This is a genomic window from Paenibacillus sp. GM1FR, assembly GCF_002803315.1.
Taxonomy (GTDB): domain Bacteria; phylum Bacillota; class Bacilli; order Paenibacillales; family Paenibacillaceae; genus Paenibacillus; species Paenibacillus amylolyticus.
Genome location: NZ_MKZL01000005.1, coordinates 35,906 through 51,694 on the forward strand (window position 1 = coordinate 35,906; position 15,789 = coordinate 51,694).

Below are 15,789 nucleotides of genomic sequence, written 5' to 3' on the forward strand. Positions count from 1 at the left end.
CCCCTTTAATTTTTCATGGTATTTTCAACTAAAACTATATAACTATTATATAAGGATAGTCATTAAAATAAAATAACTATAAGCTCAATTCGAGTAAGAGTATAGCACCAAAACGTCCCCACCTACCACTTGAATATTATATAATACAATGAGCAACTAAATCTTGCTACGATCTGTTATGTCATGACTAAATAAACGCATTTTACTACCTCTTCTTGCTGCTGTTGCTGTTTTATCACTGTATTCATATGGGACATATTGAAAAAGTCAGAACTATATTCGGTTCTGACTTTTTCACACTGGTTGTATCTTCGAATTAATTTTCCTGTGTTAGATAACTTAAAGAAGTATTTGCTGTGCCCCTTATACTCGAATCACTTGAAATCTGCGTAGAACATGGCTCTAAAATCTCTAGCATTTCCTCTACATGCTTCAAACATCTCCTACGTTACCTTTAACCATTGATAGGAATGTGATATCTATTACTTCTTAATCTCACCTATCCCTGAATAGTTCATCTTATTGTTTAGCCTTAAATCTCTAATGCATATACTTCACATTCATGAGATACACCATCTGTGACGTTTTTCCAATAAGGAAGAACTTTGAGATTTTTTTTCAATCAATTCTGTCTAAAGTTGGTCCAACTCTACTCATATCACTATTCACATAAATCATGGATTGATTTATCCAAGATTCACGAAAAACATCGTCATTCCAAAGGCCTAACCAAAACTCCTTTTGCACTCGTATCACTTGTTGATACATGAGCATAACCATCTTTGACATACTCAGGTTGACTTCTCCTAAGCGCAGATTGACATGATTGTTTCAACAATTGTAAAGCTGGATTTGCTTGATATGTGCGCTGTCTTGCTTCCTTATGATAAACTGCGTTACACTCTTTGCAATAGTTGTTCTTAACATCTTTGCTCTGAGCTGATTTATTAAGATTTTCAAGTGATTGATGCTGTTTGCATTTGCTACACTTCTTTTTATTTTTATCTTATAATTATCCTTTCTTCATCCAAAAACTGCTGTCATTCCTTTTACCTATAGCATCTGTAAAATCTACTGTTCCTCTGAATTGTGTCTTTCCATAAGTGGATGCTTGAACAATAATGTCACCCATTGTTGATTGCAGTGATATGTTCGCCGCAGCTTGTGACAAGCCTCCTCGTTTCTCACCTCTGTAATAGAAATCCAGTGAAGAGAAATTACCACTATCAATGCTTACTCCATTCTTCTCTCCCCAGAGGTTGTAAGAAATAAATCCATTACGTGACAAATCTATCCTGTCTGCATTTGCCCCTGTGTACGTATTGTTCCATCAGTTATAGTTGAACCATCAATAGTACCCGAAAACATTCCATTAACCGCTGCAACTTTCCGTCCAGACTCACCTTGAACTTAACGTTTTCAAAAGCACTGTGTCCAAAATAAATACCTCTATTGTCTGCCTTGAAGATGTTGTTTCCTGATCCTATAGCTATCGTACCGCCATATATATTAGGAGAAAGAATTTGCGTTGCATTAATATATGTTGACTGATTGTAGTCTGGTAATCTAGGAATGAAAGGCTGGTTTGCAACCTGGTCCCATGAGCTACTTGCATATGGCCCCATTTTTACGTTTCTACTTAGATACATGATAGAACCCCTGTTATACACGTATATACCATTAGGAGTCACAACATGAAGAATCGTATCTCCGCCAACATTTTTGTTAAGTCTATTTATGTGTTTGAACAAATTAAACACTGTTTCAACAATGTTGTTTTGATCCATCTGATTGTTCTGGAAGAATGACAATACTTCCTCTCTGTCTTCTCCTCTGACTGTAACCATTGATACACTTATTCTTCGCATCTTCTCTTTATGACAATACTCGATAGTTCCAGTTACATTTTTAGATGCGGCATAATAACCTGAGAGAGGAGAAAACTCAGGATTCTTCACTAAATACATTGGATTTTCTTTTTCAAATTGATATTGATCATCTTTACTAACTTCTTCAACAATTAATGCAATCTCATCAATGCTTGTTTGATCATTCACTTTTCCAGAAACTTTTACTTTTCCTCTTAAAATTTCACAATAGTCTTGAGCCCCAGATGAAAACATTGAAATATATTGAGTAAGTTCAGTTTCCTTTATATGGTTATCCCAAACCATTCGCTATTTTTGGTAATTATTCCATACCTGCAATAATAGATAATTTACTGAATGGATTATTTATTGCAATACATAAGCTCATGAACGTCTACTCCCTTCATGGTTATCAATGTATTCCTTATATTTCTGAATCTTTTCTTTGGACATCGGATAGCAATCATTTTCATGACACTTCAGATTTACTACAACTTCCACAATTTTGATTCGTTTGGTAAGCCTCGTGACTTGTAACTCTCTCTTTCATTTAATTCAATTAAAAACCTCCTATGTTTTGAAAATCGAGAAGACAAAAAACAGAGACACTGAGGTCTCTGTTTTTAACATGAATTTTGTAAAGAGATCTTCCTAGTACTAATATCTTCCTCATTACAATTAGCACTCGAAAGTGTTTCATATGTCAAATATTGTAATCAATCTTGTTTTTATTAGGAATTTTAGGTCTTGTATAAAAGTTCGTTATAACCTTTGTCACAGAACCACTCATCCTCTGCCATTCCAGCGTAAAATGCGGACTGCCAAGAATTCGGATTATTTTTAATCCTGCTTTTTGCCTGTTTCTTCAGTTCTTCTTTAAGTTCATCTACTTCTAAATCGTCCCAAAATGCAGCTTGACCTGCAATTTCGTCTATTGCATGAATACAGTAGAGGGTATTCAATTCATAAAATTTGAAATGGTACTCTAATCTTGTAGATTTTTGATCACTCCAATCTGGTGGAGAATGAATAAAGAACTTAATATTAGCTGGCTCTCTACCTGATATTGAAGCGAATAGAAAGCGCTCTGACCCTAAATCATCAAAATATGGGTGGAGAGTCTCTTCTGCACTCGAAGTGGCAATTGCGTCTAATTTTTTCTTGTTACATTCTGGACAAGAAGGTATTAAGTTATCTGGAGTTACCACTAGAGAAGGATATACCGCTTTAGGTAACACATGATCCAATTGTGAAACTTTGCGCTGGCCACATAAAGGACATGTGAAGTTAAAAGGAGATGACATTAGTTTGTCATAGTAAACTCTCCCTCTTGATTTTTTTGAAGCCATCCTACCAGTGTAAATATCTTTCATTTCATCTATAGTCACTTTGTTATTTTCACAGAGGTGATCCTGAAACGTATAAAGTTGACTAATAGTAGCTAAATTCGCAAATCGATCTGATGCCTCTAATACATCATCAAGACAAAGTTCTAATCTCTTTTTTAATTCTTTGTTTCTAACTTGTCCTATACAAGTCGAAAAAACATCTTCTACTAGAAGTTCTGGTCTGATTAAGTTTCTCATTCAGCTTTTTCCCCTGATTTAATAAGTACTCTTAGAATAGCACGCGCTTCCAAACCTAGATTCTCATCAAAGTGCGCTAAAGCTTCTTCATAATCATTATATTTGTTAGCAGCTTCCTTTAAAATATTATGAAATCCTGAATCTGTTACTTCAAATGAAAAAACTTCTTTAGTCAATGTGTTAATATTCTCCCCAAAAGTTTCTATTTCAGGTCTGTTAAAAGAAAGTTCACTGCCCATGCGGTTATACATCCAAGCGCAATCTTTTGGTACCTCCTGTAGGACAACTGGTGAATGAGTAGCTACAATCCCAACACCATTTCTTTTGAGTAGCAAATAAGATAGAATTCTTGTCAACGTGGATAACAAAGGAGGATGCAAATGGGTTTCCGGTTCATCTAGTAGAATTAGAGTACGTTCTTCTAGTTTTTCAACTAGCTTTGAAATAGTAAGTAAGACTATATTGTGCCCCGAACTAAACTTTTTACATATTGGGTTAGCCTTTTCTTCGAAATCTCTCTTGAGCTTTTGCATATCTGAAGTAGGTATACTCTTTTTTTCATTTCGTGCCTTTTCCATAAATTCAATCTCTTCTTTTGAATAGTCTAACAACTCTGCAATACCGGATTCCATAAAAATCGGATCACTATTTAACATTTTTACAGCTTGTTTAAAACGCTCTTTTTTTGATGGCAGTCTATTGCCGACATCTCTTAATAACCACATACTGTTTATAAATTCTTCACGCAATAGTTCTGTACTTTTTGATTCAATGATTGACTGTTTTTTGGAGCCTTTAGGAGATTCTAATCTTCGTTTAAGACCAATATAAGTGTATCCAGGTAGAACCTTACTTCCACGCCGACTTTGTAAGAATTCACTTTCATCGAATGGACTAAAGGATACATAGATAACATTATCAAAAATCTTGTTACCTTCAGTTACACGATCTTGATGAAATCCAAATTTCCTTTGATCATTGTTTTCCGATTTGTTATTAATGAGAGAATTTATCATTCCATTCAACAGATGAGTCTTCCCCACTCCATTTCTTCCAATTATTGCATGAATATTACTTGGTGGATGAGAGTTAGGATTGACCTTGAACGATATTTGGTAACTCTCTGTTGACTCTTTTGTGGGTTTAGCCATAACATAGTTAAATGAGTAGCGAGACAAAGATGAGTCTCCTTGTGCTAAAGAATGAAATTTATTCTTCACTTTAACTTCACTTATATCTCTCAACACTGCTTGAGTTGTAACTCTTTCCCACCGGACTTCAACGAATTTTTTTAAATCGAGTGCAATGTCATTTAAACAATTTAGTAACTCATCTCTGAAAGAATCACCCAGACGGTTTAGATTATCGTAATATGATGTCTCATTCCCTAGAGAATAAAAGTCTTCACTTAGTTTTTCAAAAGATTCAGGGAGAGCAACACGATCTTGATTCGGTTTCATTCCAATTTGTCCAAATTTCAAAGGCCCTATGTAATTGACTTCTCCTAGATCATCCTTATAGTACATTTGGTGAAGAACACGAAATTCAAACCAATCATTCCAATTGTCCATTACTAAATATACAGTTCCATTATCTTCTTTACCTAGATCAGAATTGACAGGCATTAATTTAAATATCACAATGATCTCACTACCTTCACCTTAATATTAGATTATCATCGGCAATTTTCAAAATGACTTCATCCGTGCTAGTTTAAGTTTAACACTTGAATGATTGCCTCTGTTTACTCTCAATAAGTATATATGTTAATTTAAAATTGTGGAACTTTTATCTTCTATCCGAGAGCACCACTGTTCAAAATAAAGCAATAATTAAGTAACTTACTCGGAGAGTTCAAGCTAAGTTAAGTCCATTTAGTTCATGCACCCACATTTTTCGTCTAGCAGAAGCATGTGGGTGCTTCATTTATTTAAAAATATTTAATAAGCCCACCTATTATAAATGAATCATTGGTATTCTCTCTAATTACCTTATTTATTCGTTCTCTCCTAAATTGAAGACATTTATATACTTGCTATAGGTTCATTAGTGGACTAGTTGTCTTAGCCAATTCTAGTATCTCTTCATATTGAATAGATTGAGATGATAGCGGTTAGTAATAATAGTTCTCATGGCCTAATAACCTACAAGACTGTAAACATCTTATTCCAACTTAATTGCTTTTGGGCAAATAGTGTCTCAGTGTATGAGGGCTACAACTTATATGTTCTCGAATCTTTGCTTCGTTTCCAGCTTTCTTCATCATCACTTCAATCGCTGTAACCGTTAGCATCTTGCCATTTTGAGATAAGGAGAAATTTGAATCAGTCATGGATTTATCCTTAAAATAAGCCTCTTTTATTTTTTCTTACTTGATGATGTACTTCTTAAGGAAAGGTGAGATGTATAAATTCCTTTCTTTGTTTCCTTTACAATGTATTTCGATAACGCTTTCGCTGAGTCAAGAGAGCCAAGTGAACATAGTTACAAGTTTCTTATTCCTAATTCTACAAACAACATTAGAACCAACTTATTACGCATGCTTAAATAAAAATCACCTTTAAAGGCGTTGATCAGACGTTTCACTTCATCGTCATTGAAAGTTTTTATAAGAACTTTAGGTTCTCTCATCCATTTTAGACCTAACACTGAATTCCTTTTTTCAGCAATATTGCCTTGGTCCACTATGAATTTGAAAAAAGAACGGATATTCTTTTGTATTCCATTGATGTAGGACTCCGATAGTCCTTTCATTTTCAAGTTCATAAGGTATGCCTTGATATGAGAGGTGTTAACTTCTTCTATTTCAATAACTGAATATTCGTTACATAAGTAATTCAGAAATGCCCCTTTGTTATTTTTATATCCTTTTATAGTGAGGATACTATAGTTCTTAATTTCTAAATCAAAAAGAAACTCCTTGTATGGATATTTCCATACAAAAAGTGAGTTTAAATACATTACCCTTTCGTACCTAGTGTAGGAAAACGTATATCATCGTATAAATCACCAGAAAAAAACAAGTATACCCTCGCTGAGTGATAATTTTGATTAATTTTAATTTTTTGCCATACACTTACAAGGTCAGAATGGCTCTAAAACGCCGAGACAGGAGCATTTGCACGTAGTCTTATACGAACTCTACTTTGTGGTACACGTATGTATTACCAAGCTAATCAGTTTAAAGACGTGTCCTAAAGAATGAGCTATGCCTTATTATCGTTCGTTAGTTTAATCTATTGGAATATCTATCTAAGTAGTCAACTGCTGAATCTGATTTACTATGCACTATTTCTTAAAATAGAAGAATAGAAGAAAAGACTTCCTACAAGGAAGCCTTAGAAGAGCGTCTATTAATGTAATTGGGTTCTATCTACCGTTTGAAAGTAAGGAATAAAATTAATAGGTTCATTCCAATCCCCTATTTTAAATCCAATAGATAGTTTATTTTCGGTTGCAGTCTCGCGTTTTTCTGGTCTAAATGATAAGCCCACGACTTTAAACACATTAGGACCTTTATTTAAATAACGTTCGGGTTCTTTCATGAAAAAATTCCTTTCTGTTCATGATTTTATAATTGAGAAATCATTATTATTTTTACAGTTTTCCTAGAACTATATGAATCTTTCTTATATGTAATACAAATATATTTACCTCAGTGTCTCATGATAGACTCATTAATTATGTGCTTTTATATATTTGTATTTTATTCTAGGTATTCAGAAAAGACAACCCTATAAAAAGGGTTAACTTAGCTCTTTTGTCTAGGCCTTACTTTGTATTATTCACTACATACTGCAGTAAACAACTTTACTTCGTAAAGTTCCTAGACAAATAATAAACGTTATCTCTGGATTTTTTTCTGTACTCAAATGCTTCATAATCTGAAGCTACTTTCTCAATGAAAATCTTCTAGGAACTCACCTTCCTTATGAAGACTCCATTCTATCAACTACTGACTGATTTTTAGAAGTTCCTTTAAATACTTTTGCATATTGGGATTTGTTGCATATACGTAACAACCATTTATGCCACGTGACAGTAAGACATAATAGATTTTCTGGATATAGGATTTTAATTCTTCGTTATTTTCGTCAGTACCTTTGATTGGAAGACCATTTCGATCCTTATACTTTTCTGGATAGACTATAATTCTAACTTTTTCAAAATCATAGCTTCCATCTTCTTCACCCGTATAATTACAATCAATTTCCTCTCCAAAGATCACGCCTACATAATTTAGATCTGCACCTTGAGTTGTGTGAATACAGCCTATTTCTTCAACACTATTTTCTTGATTAATCCAACCTATTGTTCTAGAGTTCCAGTTAAATGTGTCACCTGTAATAGGATCACTTATATCATATAAATTATTATCCTTTTGTGTTGCCCATTCCCAAGAATAGCCCGCAATCACTCGACATAGTTTATGAGTCTGATTTAGTTTCTTTATCCCCTTGTGTAATTCCGAAATGGAATCCATCACTCTAAAGTCATAACCTTTTAGTAATCCTTTTTCATAAACAGGGACATCTGAAGCCATTTGCAGATATTTTCTCAACCATGCTAAATATTGATCCCCTGACTTCAACCGGAACTGTTTACGTAGTACATGTCTACGATAATCTGTTGTCTTTTCTTTAAAACAGTCGGAATCTATATCAGCTGGACGAATAGTTTGATACTGATCATACACAATGGTTAGATGATGAGCGTAGTTTGATATCAGATCTAATTCGGTTGTAAACCCATCCGAAGTGATTAGATGTTTTAAATCTCTCGCTTGCTTCCCAAAATACTGTTTTAGCCGATGTGCTTCATCTACAAAAACATACTTATATTTTGTATCCCTACCTTTAGCCTTCTTAATAAAGTGTGAAGGAGATAACACTGTAATTCCATGTAAACCAACTTTTCGAACTAAATCTTTATATAAGCCTAATGAATGGTTTTGTGGAATGATGAGTGCGATGTCTTCCCGTTCTAATCCTTCACGGTCCTTACCCGTTGTTTGATCATATACGAGTGTATATAGAAGATTCGTTAAAACTACTGTTTTACCTGTACCTGGATCTCCAGCAATCAGATGTCTACTTTTAGATGTACTTAGCACTGTATCTAAGATGTCACGGCTAATATCAATTTGATTGGCTTTGAGTTTCTTAAAAGGTGAGTATTTATAGATAAACTTATTATGTATCTCTTTTAATGGTTCACTTGCTATTCCTTCATGAATTAGTTTTTCCCATATGGTTACGAACATATCGTTTACATCTTCAATCCCATTATACGAGTGAATATTCTGGCCTTTAATCTTATTCAGTAAGTTGAACTGGGCATCTGCTAGCAAGTAATCAATTAAGAGTGTTTCGATGTGTTTAATGGAGCTCTCATTAAAGAGAGCACTTTTAATAATCGTAATGTCAGTAAATGTTTTACTACAATCTTTTAAATGTGTAGAAAAACGACCATATACGTCTGTAGATTTTCCTACATAGAGATTTTTCTTGTCTCTTTGGATATACACAACTGGAACTGAGTCTATATCAAAGTCTTTAACATCAAAATGTTCAAATTCCTTTCGTGTTTTCTTAAGCATTTCAAATGAATACAGTTTCCCTGCGAGTATCATAACTAACACGTCACTTTCATTATTATATTCAAGACATTTATCTCTCCAACATTCAACTCGGTGCTTCTATAATCAGTAGTATATATCTCTCTTCTTTGCCTACTTCTCGATACCATACATTTGACATAGTTCATCTAAATTTATCTCAATACCAATAGCCTTTAATTTCTCATGTCGATCGTCAAATAGTTTTCTTAATATGTTCTCTTTATCTTCGTCTGTTCCATGATGGATCTGACGATGACACGTTGGACATAATGCTAGAAGTTGGGATGCTCGATCCAAACTAACATTAAAATTCCTTTGATATTTCATTGGTACAAGATGATGAACCTCCAGATATCTTTCTCCTGTAACTTTCGAAGTAAACGAAACATGTGTTTCATCGAAGGCACACTTGAATTTAGATAAACGAAGCGCCTTAGCGGCAACTTGAGCATCTCTTGGCCAGCGTTCTTTTTTGGTCTGATCAATAACAGGTTCTGGTTTTGGAAGTGGAGTATCCTCCGTCTCTATATCCTCCATACTATTCTTTTCGGCTTTCTTTACCTTTTCATCAAGTATCGATTGCACTCTATTTTGGAAGTCTTCTTCTTGTTGCTGCTCTTCTTCTAAAAATTGACCATCATCACTTAACAATAGGTAATCATTAAATTGCTCAAGCGTTCTTTCACCGATCATATATTCAATCTCTTTATATGTAATCAATAATTCCTTAAGGTCACTGATAAGTTCCTTTGAACTAGGTAAGTTATCGGCACTATAAAAACGTCCAAAAATATGACCCTTTTCATAGCCCTCTGCTAGCCACCCTTGTCCTCCTAACGTAATGGCTTCTGCAGTCATATGATCTGGAGTAAAGTTCAACTTCTTTTGAATTATATTTGCAGTCGTCCGGATTTTTTTCCGTCCCAGTTTGGTCTGATACTTTTCCTTAAAATATGTCCAGCCTTGGTTTAAGGAAATATACACACCGCTCATATCTGCTTTAAACAAATAAACAATGTAATAACCTTTTGTAGCTGTGGTGGTAATATCTCTATTAAAAATTGAAATCCACGGTATTTCGGCCCATCGTCCGTTTCCAACGGAGCCCTTGATATAGAGATGATCTTGATTTAAATTTGCTTCATTAATAATGATATCTTTAAATATACTGCGTACGTGGTTACCCATCTTATGGTTCTCAAAAAATGACAATCTTGCTTCCTGGTAATGATCGAGTATGTATTGTATCGCCTCTCTAATGTGTAGCTCACCTGTTCTTTCGTTAGTGTTTTCTGTTTCTAATCGATTTTCAATAAGCTCTGACACATGAATCACCTCAGTCACGTTGTTATGATTATTATCATACCAGGTTGTTCCATAAAATTGAAACATGTGCTTTCCTAAATGAATAGATAGAAATTTGCTCGATATTGAAAACTCTTTACAAGCTATTTCAATGAATTCAAATCTACTAACTACCATGTATTACGATTAAAATTTTGAGTTAAAACAAAAAGAGATTGCCCAAGAGTTTAAAAAAATTCAAGGGAAATCTCTTATTAGATCTTATTTATGAAGGGTTTAATATAAACTCTATTGCCCTATTCGTTGGCAGCTACGTCCAATATATTTGCTGCTTTTAATGTATAGGACATTACCCGGTTCTTGCCTGCTGCTTTTGCCTCATACATAGCTTCATCTGCCTGTTTGATTAAAAGGTCGGCTGGTACACTTGGGTCATACATTCGATAGCCGATGCTAGCTGTAGTGATTGTTTCCTTTTCGATACGGGATCTCATTCGTTCCGTGATCTCTTCCATATCAACGTCGAGACTTTGAATGAGTAAAACCATCTCCTCTCCACCATAGCGTCCAGCCACACCTATGCCCTGAACCTCTTCCTTGAAAATAGTTGCCACTTGCTTAAGTACTTCATCTCCTACTTTATGTCCTTTGGTATCATTCAATCTTTTAAAGTTATCAATATCACAGAATATAACATTCACTGGAATACTACGATCCACACAGCCATTGATATACTTAGTAAAATACCTTCTATTAAATAGCCCAGTGAGTGAATCAGTAATCGCGGAAACGTACGAGCTTTGCATTATGATCAATGAATGTTCAATCAGGTTGACCAATAAAAGAGTAAACGAACTAACTTCAAAAATAATATTGAGCATGTAAAAAGATCCATGTAACGATGGCACGATACTTATAGCCATGGAGATCAGTAGAGAAGCTAGAAATAATCCAGAAGCCATATAAATAGATTTACCTCTTCCTAACTTTTCCCCATATAAAATCATCATCGTTACGATCGATAAAATGGCTATCATATGTCCAAGTATAGGAGCAAACAAACCGGTGAGAATCACTACAATGGTTGGAACTATAAAAATGAGTTGAAGTTTAAGGTTTTCTTTGTTATGTATCCGGTAGAAGCCATAAAGAAATATAATGAACGTACTTTTTACTATGATGTTAAAGAAAGAAGAGATTGCATATGATTCTATTCCTATAGTGGTTGCAACTAAACTGAAGATCAGGATTATCCCATTGAACGCAAGATAACCTAGCGTGATTTTAGATAAGAACATGTATGATTTTCTTTTCCGCTTTTCAAGTAATTGCCTCGATAAAACCCAAGACAATATTAATATTGGAAAAAGTAGAAGTGATGCAATGAAGCTCCCTTGAATACCCACAAAAAAATCAAAAATACTCATAAGTCTTGCACATCCTTTTTATTGATAGAAATTATCAAACCAGTCACGATGTAATTTCGTTGGGTTCTTGAAATATTGAACCCACATATATAACCATTCGTTTTTGCCTTCTTTGCTTGATCTCCATTTCTGTCTCTGTGCTATTACAAATGGAATAAACACGGGTGCCCATAGAATGCTTCCACTTAAAATAAAATACAACATTCCCTTTGGCGTATTCAAGATCGGATCCCAAGCAGGATGCTGAGTATCCAAACCCTTTGCTTTGGCCCAGCAGAAGAGAATGACATAAAGGACAAACCCACATACGACATAAAAAGCAGGTATTACAAATTGAAGATTAAATACGAACAAAAGCAGTATCACAGATAAAAGCAATAATACTTTGTTGTGCTTCCTCATAGTTCACCTCCTACATTGTTAAAGAAATAAAAAAACGCGAACTATCCCTAAGGACGTTCGCGTACTTCGCGTTAGCATATTTAATTGTTCTCATTATACAACAACCTCTCTTGTTGCTCAATCATTCTCTGTTTATTCTTAGTGAAAGAGGTCGCCATTTATGCACTAATGATTTGGTATCTGGTTAAATCTCAACGTTGTCAGTAGGGTACATGATCCTTTTTCAACATCCGATTATAAGCCATGTTAACTAAAGCACACTGGACAATTACGGTAGAGTTCAATCAATTCACATCAAGTGCTTTTCGCAGAGCCATATCGGCTTTATCCAAACTATCGTTGGCATTTTCAATAGCATTTTTTATTTTGGCAAGGTTCAATATATCCTTCCAGTTACTTTTGATATCTTTGGTTACCTCTTTAAGAACATCTGTAGCATCGGTTTTCAGATTTGTTAACCCATCCACATCCGAAAAATTGCGTAGAGACATTCGATTTGCAAAAGATGAGATCTTCTCAGCCATTGCTCTATTTGATAGAGTTGAGGACAATTGGTCAATCACTTCCGATTCCTTTGCAGCTTCTTTTAGATGGAATAGATAATCTTTGATAGGTTGGTATGCATTATTCGTTTTTTCCATCAGTAGTATAGCATCCATATATGTGAGCTTTTCATTTGGATTGGAACGAAGCGCGTAAATGCCAAAATCACTTAGTGTTTTACCCTGCTCCATACTGTCTACATGCATTACACGTTTTAGTATGGATGCTGCATCTACAGTTGTTACTGGCTCATCCGGATTGACTACTTCATCCTTTAATACTAAACCTACATGTATTGAATATTGGAGAATCTCTTTAAACTGCTCATCCTGACTTAACTCATAGAATGACTTTGCCAGAAGCACGGCTTTAATTTCAGGGAAGAGAACAATCAGGAGGCTCTTTAACAGTTGCTCTTTGGTGATTAGCTGCTCTGGATGAAACTCTCCTTGGAGAATCCCTAATTCTTTGCTCTTGCTTTTAACGTAATTTTTCACGGGATCAATGGATAAATTAGAAGCTTCAGTTTGAACCCACATCCCTTTATGTTCTTCTTTAGCCTTAGATTCAAGTTGTTCAAATAGACCTTCCCAGCGTGTATTAGGTTCAATCGCCATAGACCGAGCAAATCCGTTGGAGACGAGAGCTGCATTGAAGAATATGCCATCTTCTAGGTATACATAAGCAAGTACTCTACCATAGGGATCATCTGTCTGGTCCCGAGATACATAAACTGTTTTACCTATCAGTTGATCTTTAGTGTATTTTGAAGCTTCTGGGCCATAAAATTGGATAGGCCCATTTAGGACCTCTGGGGTATCAACACCAATTAAACGAAACACAGCTTGCTTGCCGGCACTTGTCCCATCTGTATATTGCCCGACAAAAGTATCGCCATCTTTTACACGTGTGACCTTAATCTTTTCCAGTGGAGTAGAGTTGATGGTCACGGTTTGATTTTTACTCAACCATCCGACCGTGGTACCCATACTCTCACTAATAAAACGAAGGGGCACATAGGTAACATTATCAATCATGACGGGGGCTTGACTCAGTTTTAATGAGTCCCCATTGACTGTGGCCTCTTTCTTCCCAATGACCAGATATACGCTTCGTTCTCCCTTTGTAGCTTCAATGGAGTAATTATCTTTGTTCCATTCAATAGCTGCACCTAACCTCTCAAATATCGTCCTCATAGGAACTAATGTATTTCCATTTATCATTTTTGGATAAACATCAAAATGTAGTTTTTCTCCATCTACATACACTGATATTTCCTTCTCCACAGCTGCGGCGCTCATTTGTAATGGTGAGGATAACGTAGTTATCGCAACGATAGAACTAATCATTAGTTTTTTGAACATCTTTTTTCCTCCTAAGCAAAAAAAAGAACGCACAACTCCTAGGAGTTTGCGCGTTCTTCGTCGCTTTCATATATTTGATTACGCTTATTATATACAAAATAATGTAAGCTGATCAAGCATATATCAGTTGTATAATAACCGTGCACAGTGTATCTCTCATGGTATGATTCTATATCATCACAAATACTTATTATCCAATAATCGATGGGATCGTCTCCGAAGATTCAATTAACTCAATTTTTGAATAAGTGTTGTCTGATCTAATTTTTCTATAATAGACTCCAGATCAATTGTTACATCTACCATATTTCTAAGATGAAATGCTGCTTTATTATGGCCTAATATGGCAAGTACTAGTGTTCCATTTTTCTTCGCTCGTTTAATAGCAGGTACGAAATCTGCATCTCCAGAAAAAACAACAACATAATCGTACTTATATACAGAGAATTGATAAAGATCCAAACAGATCAATACATCAACCCCTTTTTCAATATAGATATCCTTCTGGATATCACATGTACCGCGATACACATTAATCCCATCATGTTCTAGCGCTTGCAAGAACTTATGCCTTTTATTATATCTAATCTCATCCGCATGCTTAGGTGGTAGAGCTCCATAGAAATTAAAATCCGTAGACATCTTCAATCCATAGTTAGATTTCAAATATTCTTCAACTACTTCATAGAATTTTCGCCACGAACGAATGCCTTTGATTCCTAATTCAAGTAACTGATAAATAGCATTGCTTTCATCAATGAGAATTGCACTTTTGAGACGTATCCCTACTGGTCTCATGATCTTCAACCTACGGACTTTCTATTCTTAGAGATTCTAAGAAGATCCATGAGTGGCAAACCTAGACACTCCGATATCTGAAGTAAATGCTCTTCTTTTGGAAATCGCACATCTCGTTCCCAGGCTGAAATTGTGGTTTTATCTACGCCCATTTTTAAGGCCAACTGTTGCTGAGAGTACCTTTTTGATAGCCTTTTAAGTTTAATGTCTGCTGCAATGGTTGTGATTGGTTTAATTTTCTGTACGTTCATAACATTCACCTCTGGTTCATTTGTTTAGCTGGATAATTTGTTGGGTTAGAAACCTAACCACCTCAAACTCTTGCTCCTTCATTTAATCGTTGAGTTGCGCCCGCATAAAGTACAGTTCACACAAAAAAGCACCGCTAGACGTCTTCAATCGACGTAGCGGTGCTTCCACTTATTTAATATTTGATTACCGTAAGTATATCATAGCCGTTTGGATAATATAAGGATCAATTAACAAATGAATAACTGGAAGTATCGATAAAAAGCTCTCCAGTGTATTTCCTGCTCCTTGTCTGAGCAAGATAGGTATATAAGTGCCTTTCTCAATGAGGGGTTTACTAGCTTGCCTCAATTTAAATTGAAAGCTACATATATGTTACTTGGATGTAGGGGTCAAGATATTGATGTTTTAAGTTTATGTTCTGATCTGGAAGTTAGTTTCATATCTTTTAGGTGATGGAGTTATTTTAAAACATATTAAAACCATTTCAAAACACCATCAATTAATACCTTATCTTAATGCATTTATTTAACACCATAGATTAAAACCTTTAGTTAATACCTTTTTATAGGCCCAAAAAAACGAATGAAACCCTTGATATATAAGGCTTCTAACATAAGCTTCATT

At 35.0% G+C, this 15,789-nt stretch carries 14 protein-coding genes; all 14 read right to left on the reverse strand.

The features are described 5' to 3' along the window. Positions 1-618: 618 nt before the first annotated feature. The 14 genes from PAEAM_RS31670 to PAEAM_RS03320 all read right to left on the reverse strand — a co-directional run bounded on the left by PAEAM_RS31670 (position 619) and on the right by PAEAM_RS03320 (position 15,164). The gene (locus PAEAM_RS31670) at positions 619-768 is read right to left on the reverse strand and encodes a hypothetical protein (protein ID WP_165789816.1); all 150 of its coding nucleotides are present in this window, start codon (positions 766-768) and stop codon (positions 619-621) included. A 244-nt stretch (positions 769-1,012) separates the two neighbouring features. Beyond that, entirely contained in the window at positions 1,013-1,288 is a 276-nt protein-coding gene (locus PAEAM_RS03260; RefSeq protein ID WP_100526634.1) for a hypothetical protein, read from the reverse strand. 46 nt (positions 1,289-1,334) lie between these two features. Beyond that, entirely contained in the window at positions 1,335-2,174 is an 840-nt protein-coding gene (locus tag PAEAM_RS03265) for a hypothetical protein (protein WP_100526635.1), read from the reverse strand. Positions 2,175-2,608: 434 nt separating this feature from the next. Continuing rightward, on the reverse strand, positions 2,609-3,454 hold the full coding sequence (locus tag PAEAM_RS03270; protein WP_100526636.1) for an HNH endonuclease: 846 nt from the start codon (positions 3,452-3,454) through the stop codon (positions 2,609-2,611). Continuing rightward, a complete protein-coding gene (locus PAEAM_RS03275; RefSeq protein WP_100526637.1) occupies positions 3,451-5,094 on the reverse strand; it encodes an AAA family ATPase in 1,644 nt (547 codons plus the stop codon). The genes PAEAM_RS03270 and PAEAM_RS03275 overlap by 4 nt, the downstream gene beginning before the upstream one ends. Before the next feature lie 844 nt (positions 5,095-5,938). Continuing rightward, entirely contained in the window at positions 5,939-6,415 is a 477-nt protein-coding gene (locus PAEAM_RS03280) for a tyrosine-type recombinase/integrase (protein WP_100526638.1), read from the reverse strand. A gap of 392 nt (positions 6,416-6,807) precedes the next feature. After that, positions 6,808-6,999: a hypothetical protein gene (locus PAEAM_RS03285; protein ID WP_100526639.1), complete on the reverse strand. Its 192-nt coding sequence runs from the start codon at positions 6,997-6,999 to the stop codon at positions 6,808-6,810. A 407-nt stretch (positions 7,000-7,406) separates the two neighbouring features. Next, the gene (locus PAEAM_RS03290) at positions 7,407-9,086 is read right to left on the reverse strand and encodes a DNA/RNA helicase domain-containing protein (RefSeq protein WP_100526640.1); all 1,680 of its coding nucleotides are present in this window, start codon (positions 9,084-9,086) and stop codon (positions 7,407-7,409) included. A 99-nt stretch (positions 9,087-9,185) separates the two neighbouring features. Next, complete coding sequence (locus PAEAM_RS03295; RefSeq protein WP_243391255.1) at positions 9,186-10,418, reverse strand: MrcB family domain-containing protein; 1,233 nt, start codon at positions 10,416-10,418, stop codon at positions 9,186-9,188. Positions 10,419-10,675: 257 nt separating this feature from the next. Next, a complete protein-coding gene (locus PAEAM_RS03300; protein WP_100526642.1) occupies positions 10,676-11,806 on the reverse strand; it encodes a GGDEF domain-containing protein in 1,131 nt (376 codons plus the stop codon). Positions 11,807-11,824: 18 nt separating this feature from the next. Beyond that, positions 11,825-12,028: a hypothetical protein gene (locus PAEAM_RS31675; RefSeq protein WP_165789817.1), complete on the reverse strand. Its 204-nt coding sequence runs from the start codon at positions 12,026-12,028 to the stop codon at positions 11,825-11,827. Positions 12,029-12,492: 464 nt separating this feature from the next. Then, positions 12,493-14,115, reverse strand: coding sequence for a stalk domain-containing protein (locus PAEAM_RS03310; protein ID WP_100526643.1), 1,623 nt, complete (start codon positions 14,113-14,115; stop codon positions 12,493-12,495). A gap of 228 nt (positions 14,116-14,343) precedes the next feature. Continuing rightward, the gene (locus PAEAM_RS03315; RefSeq protein ID WP_133120409.1) at positions 14,344-14,913 is read right to left on the reverse strand and encodes an NYN domain-containing protein; all 570 of its coding nucleotides are present in this window, start codon (positions 14,911-14,913) and stop codon (positions 14,344-14,346) included. A gap of 5 nt (positions 14,914-14,918) precedes the next feature. Continuing rightward, complete coding sequence (locus tag PAEAM_RS03320; protein WP_100526645.1) at positions 14,919-15,164, reverse strand: helix-turn-helix domain-containing protein; 246 nt, start codon at positions 15,162-15,164, stop codon at positions 14,919-14,921. Positions 15,165-15,789 lie beyond the last annotated feature (625 nt).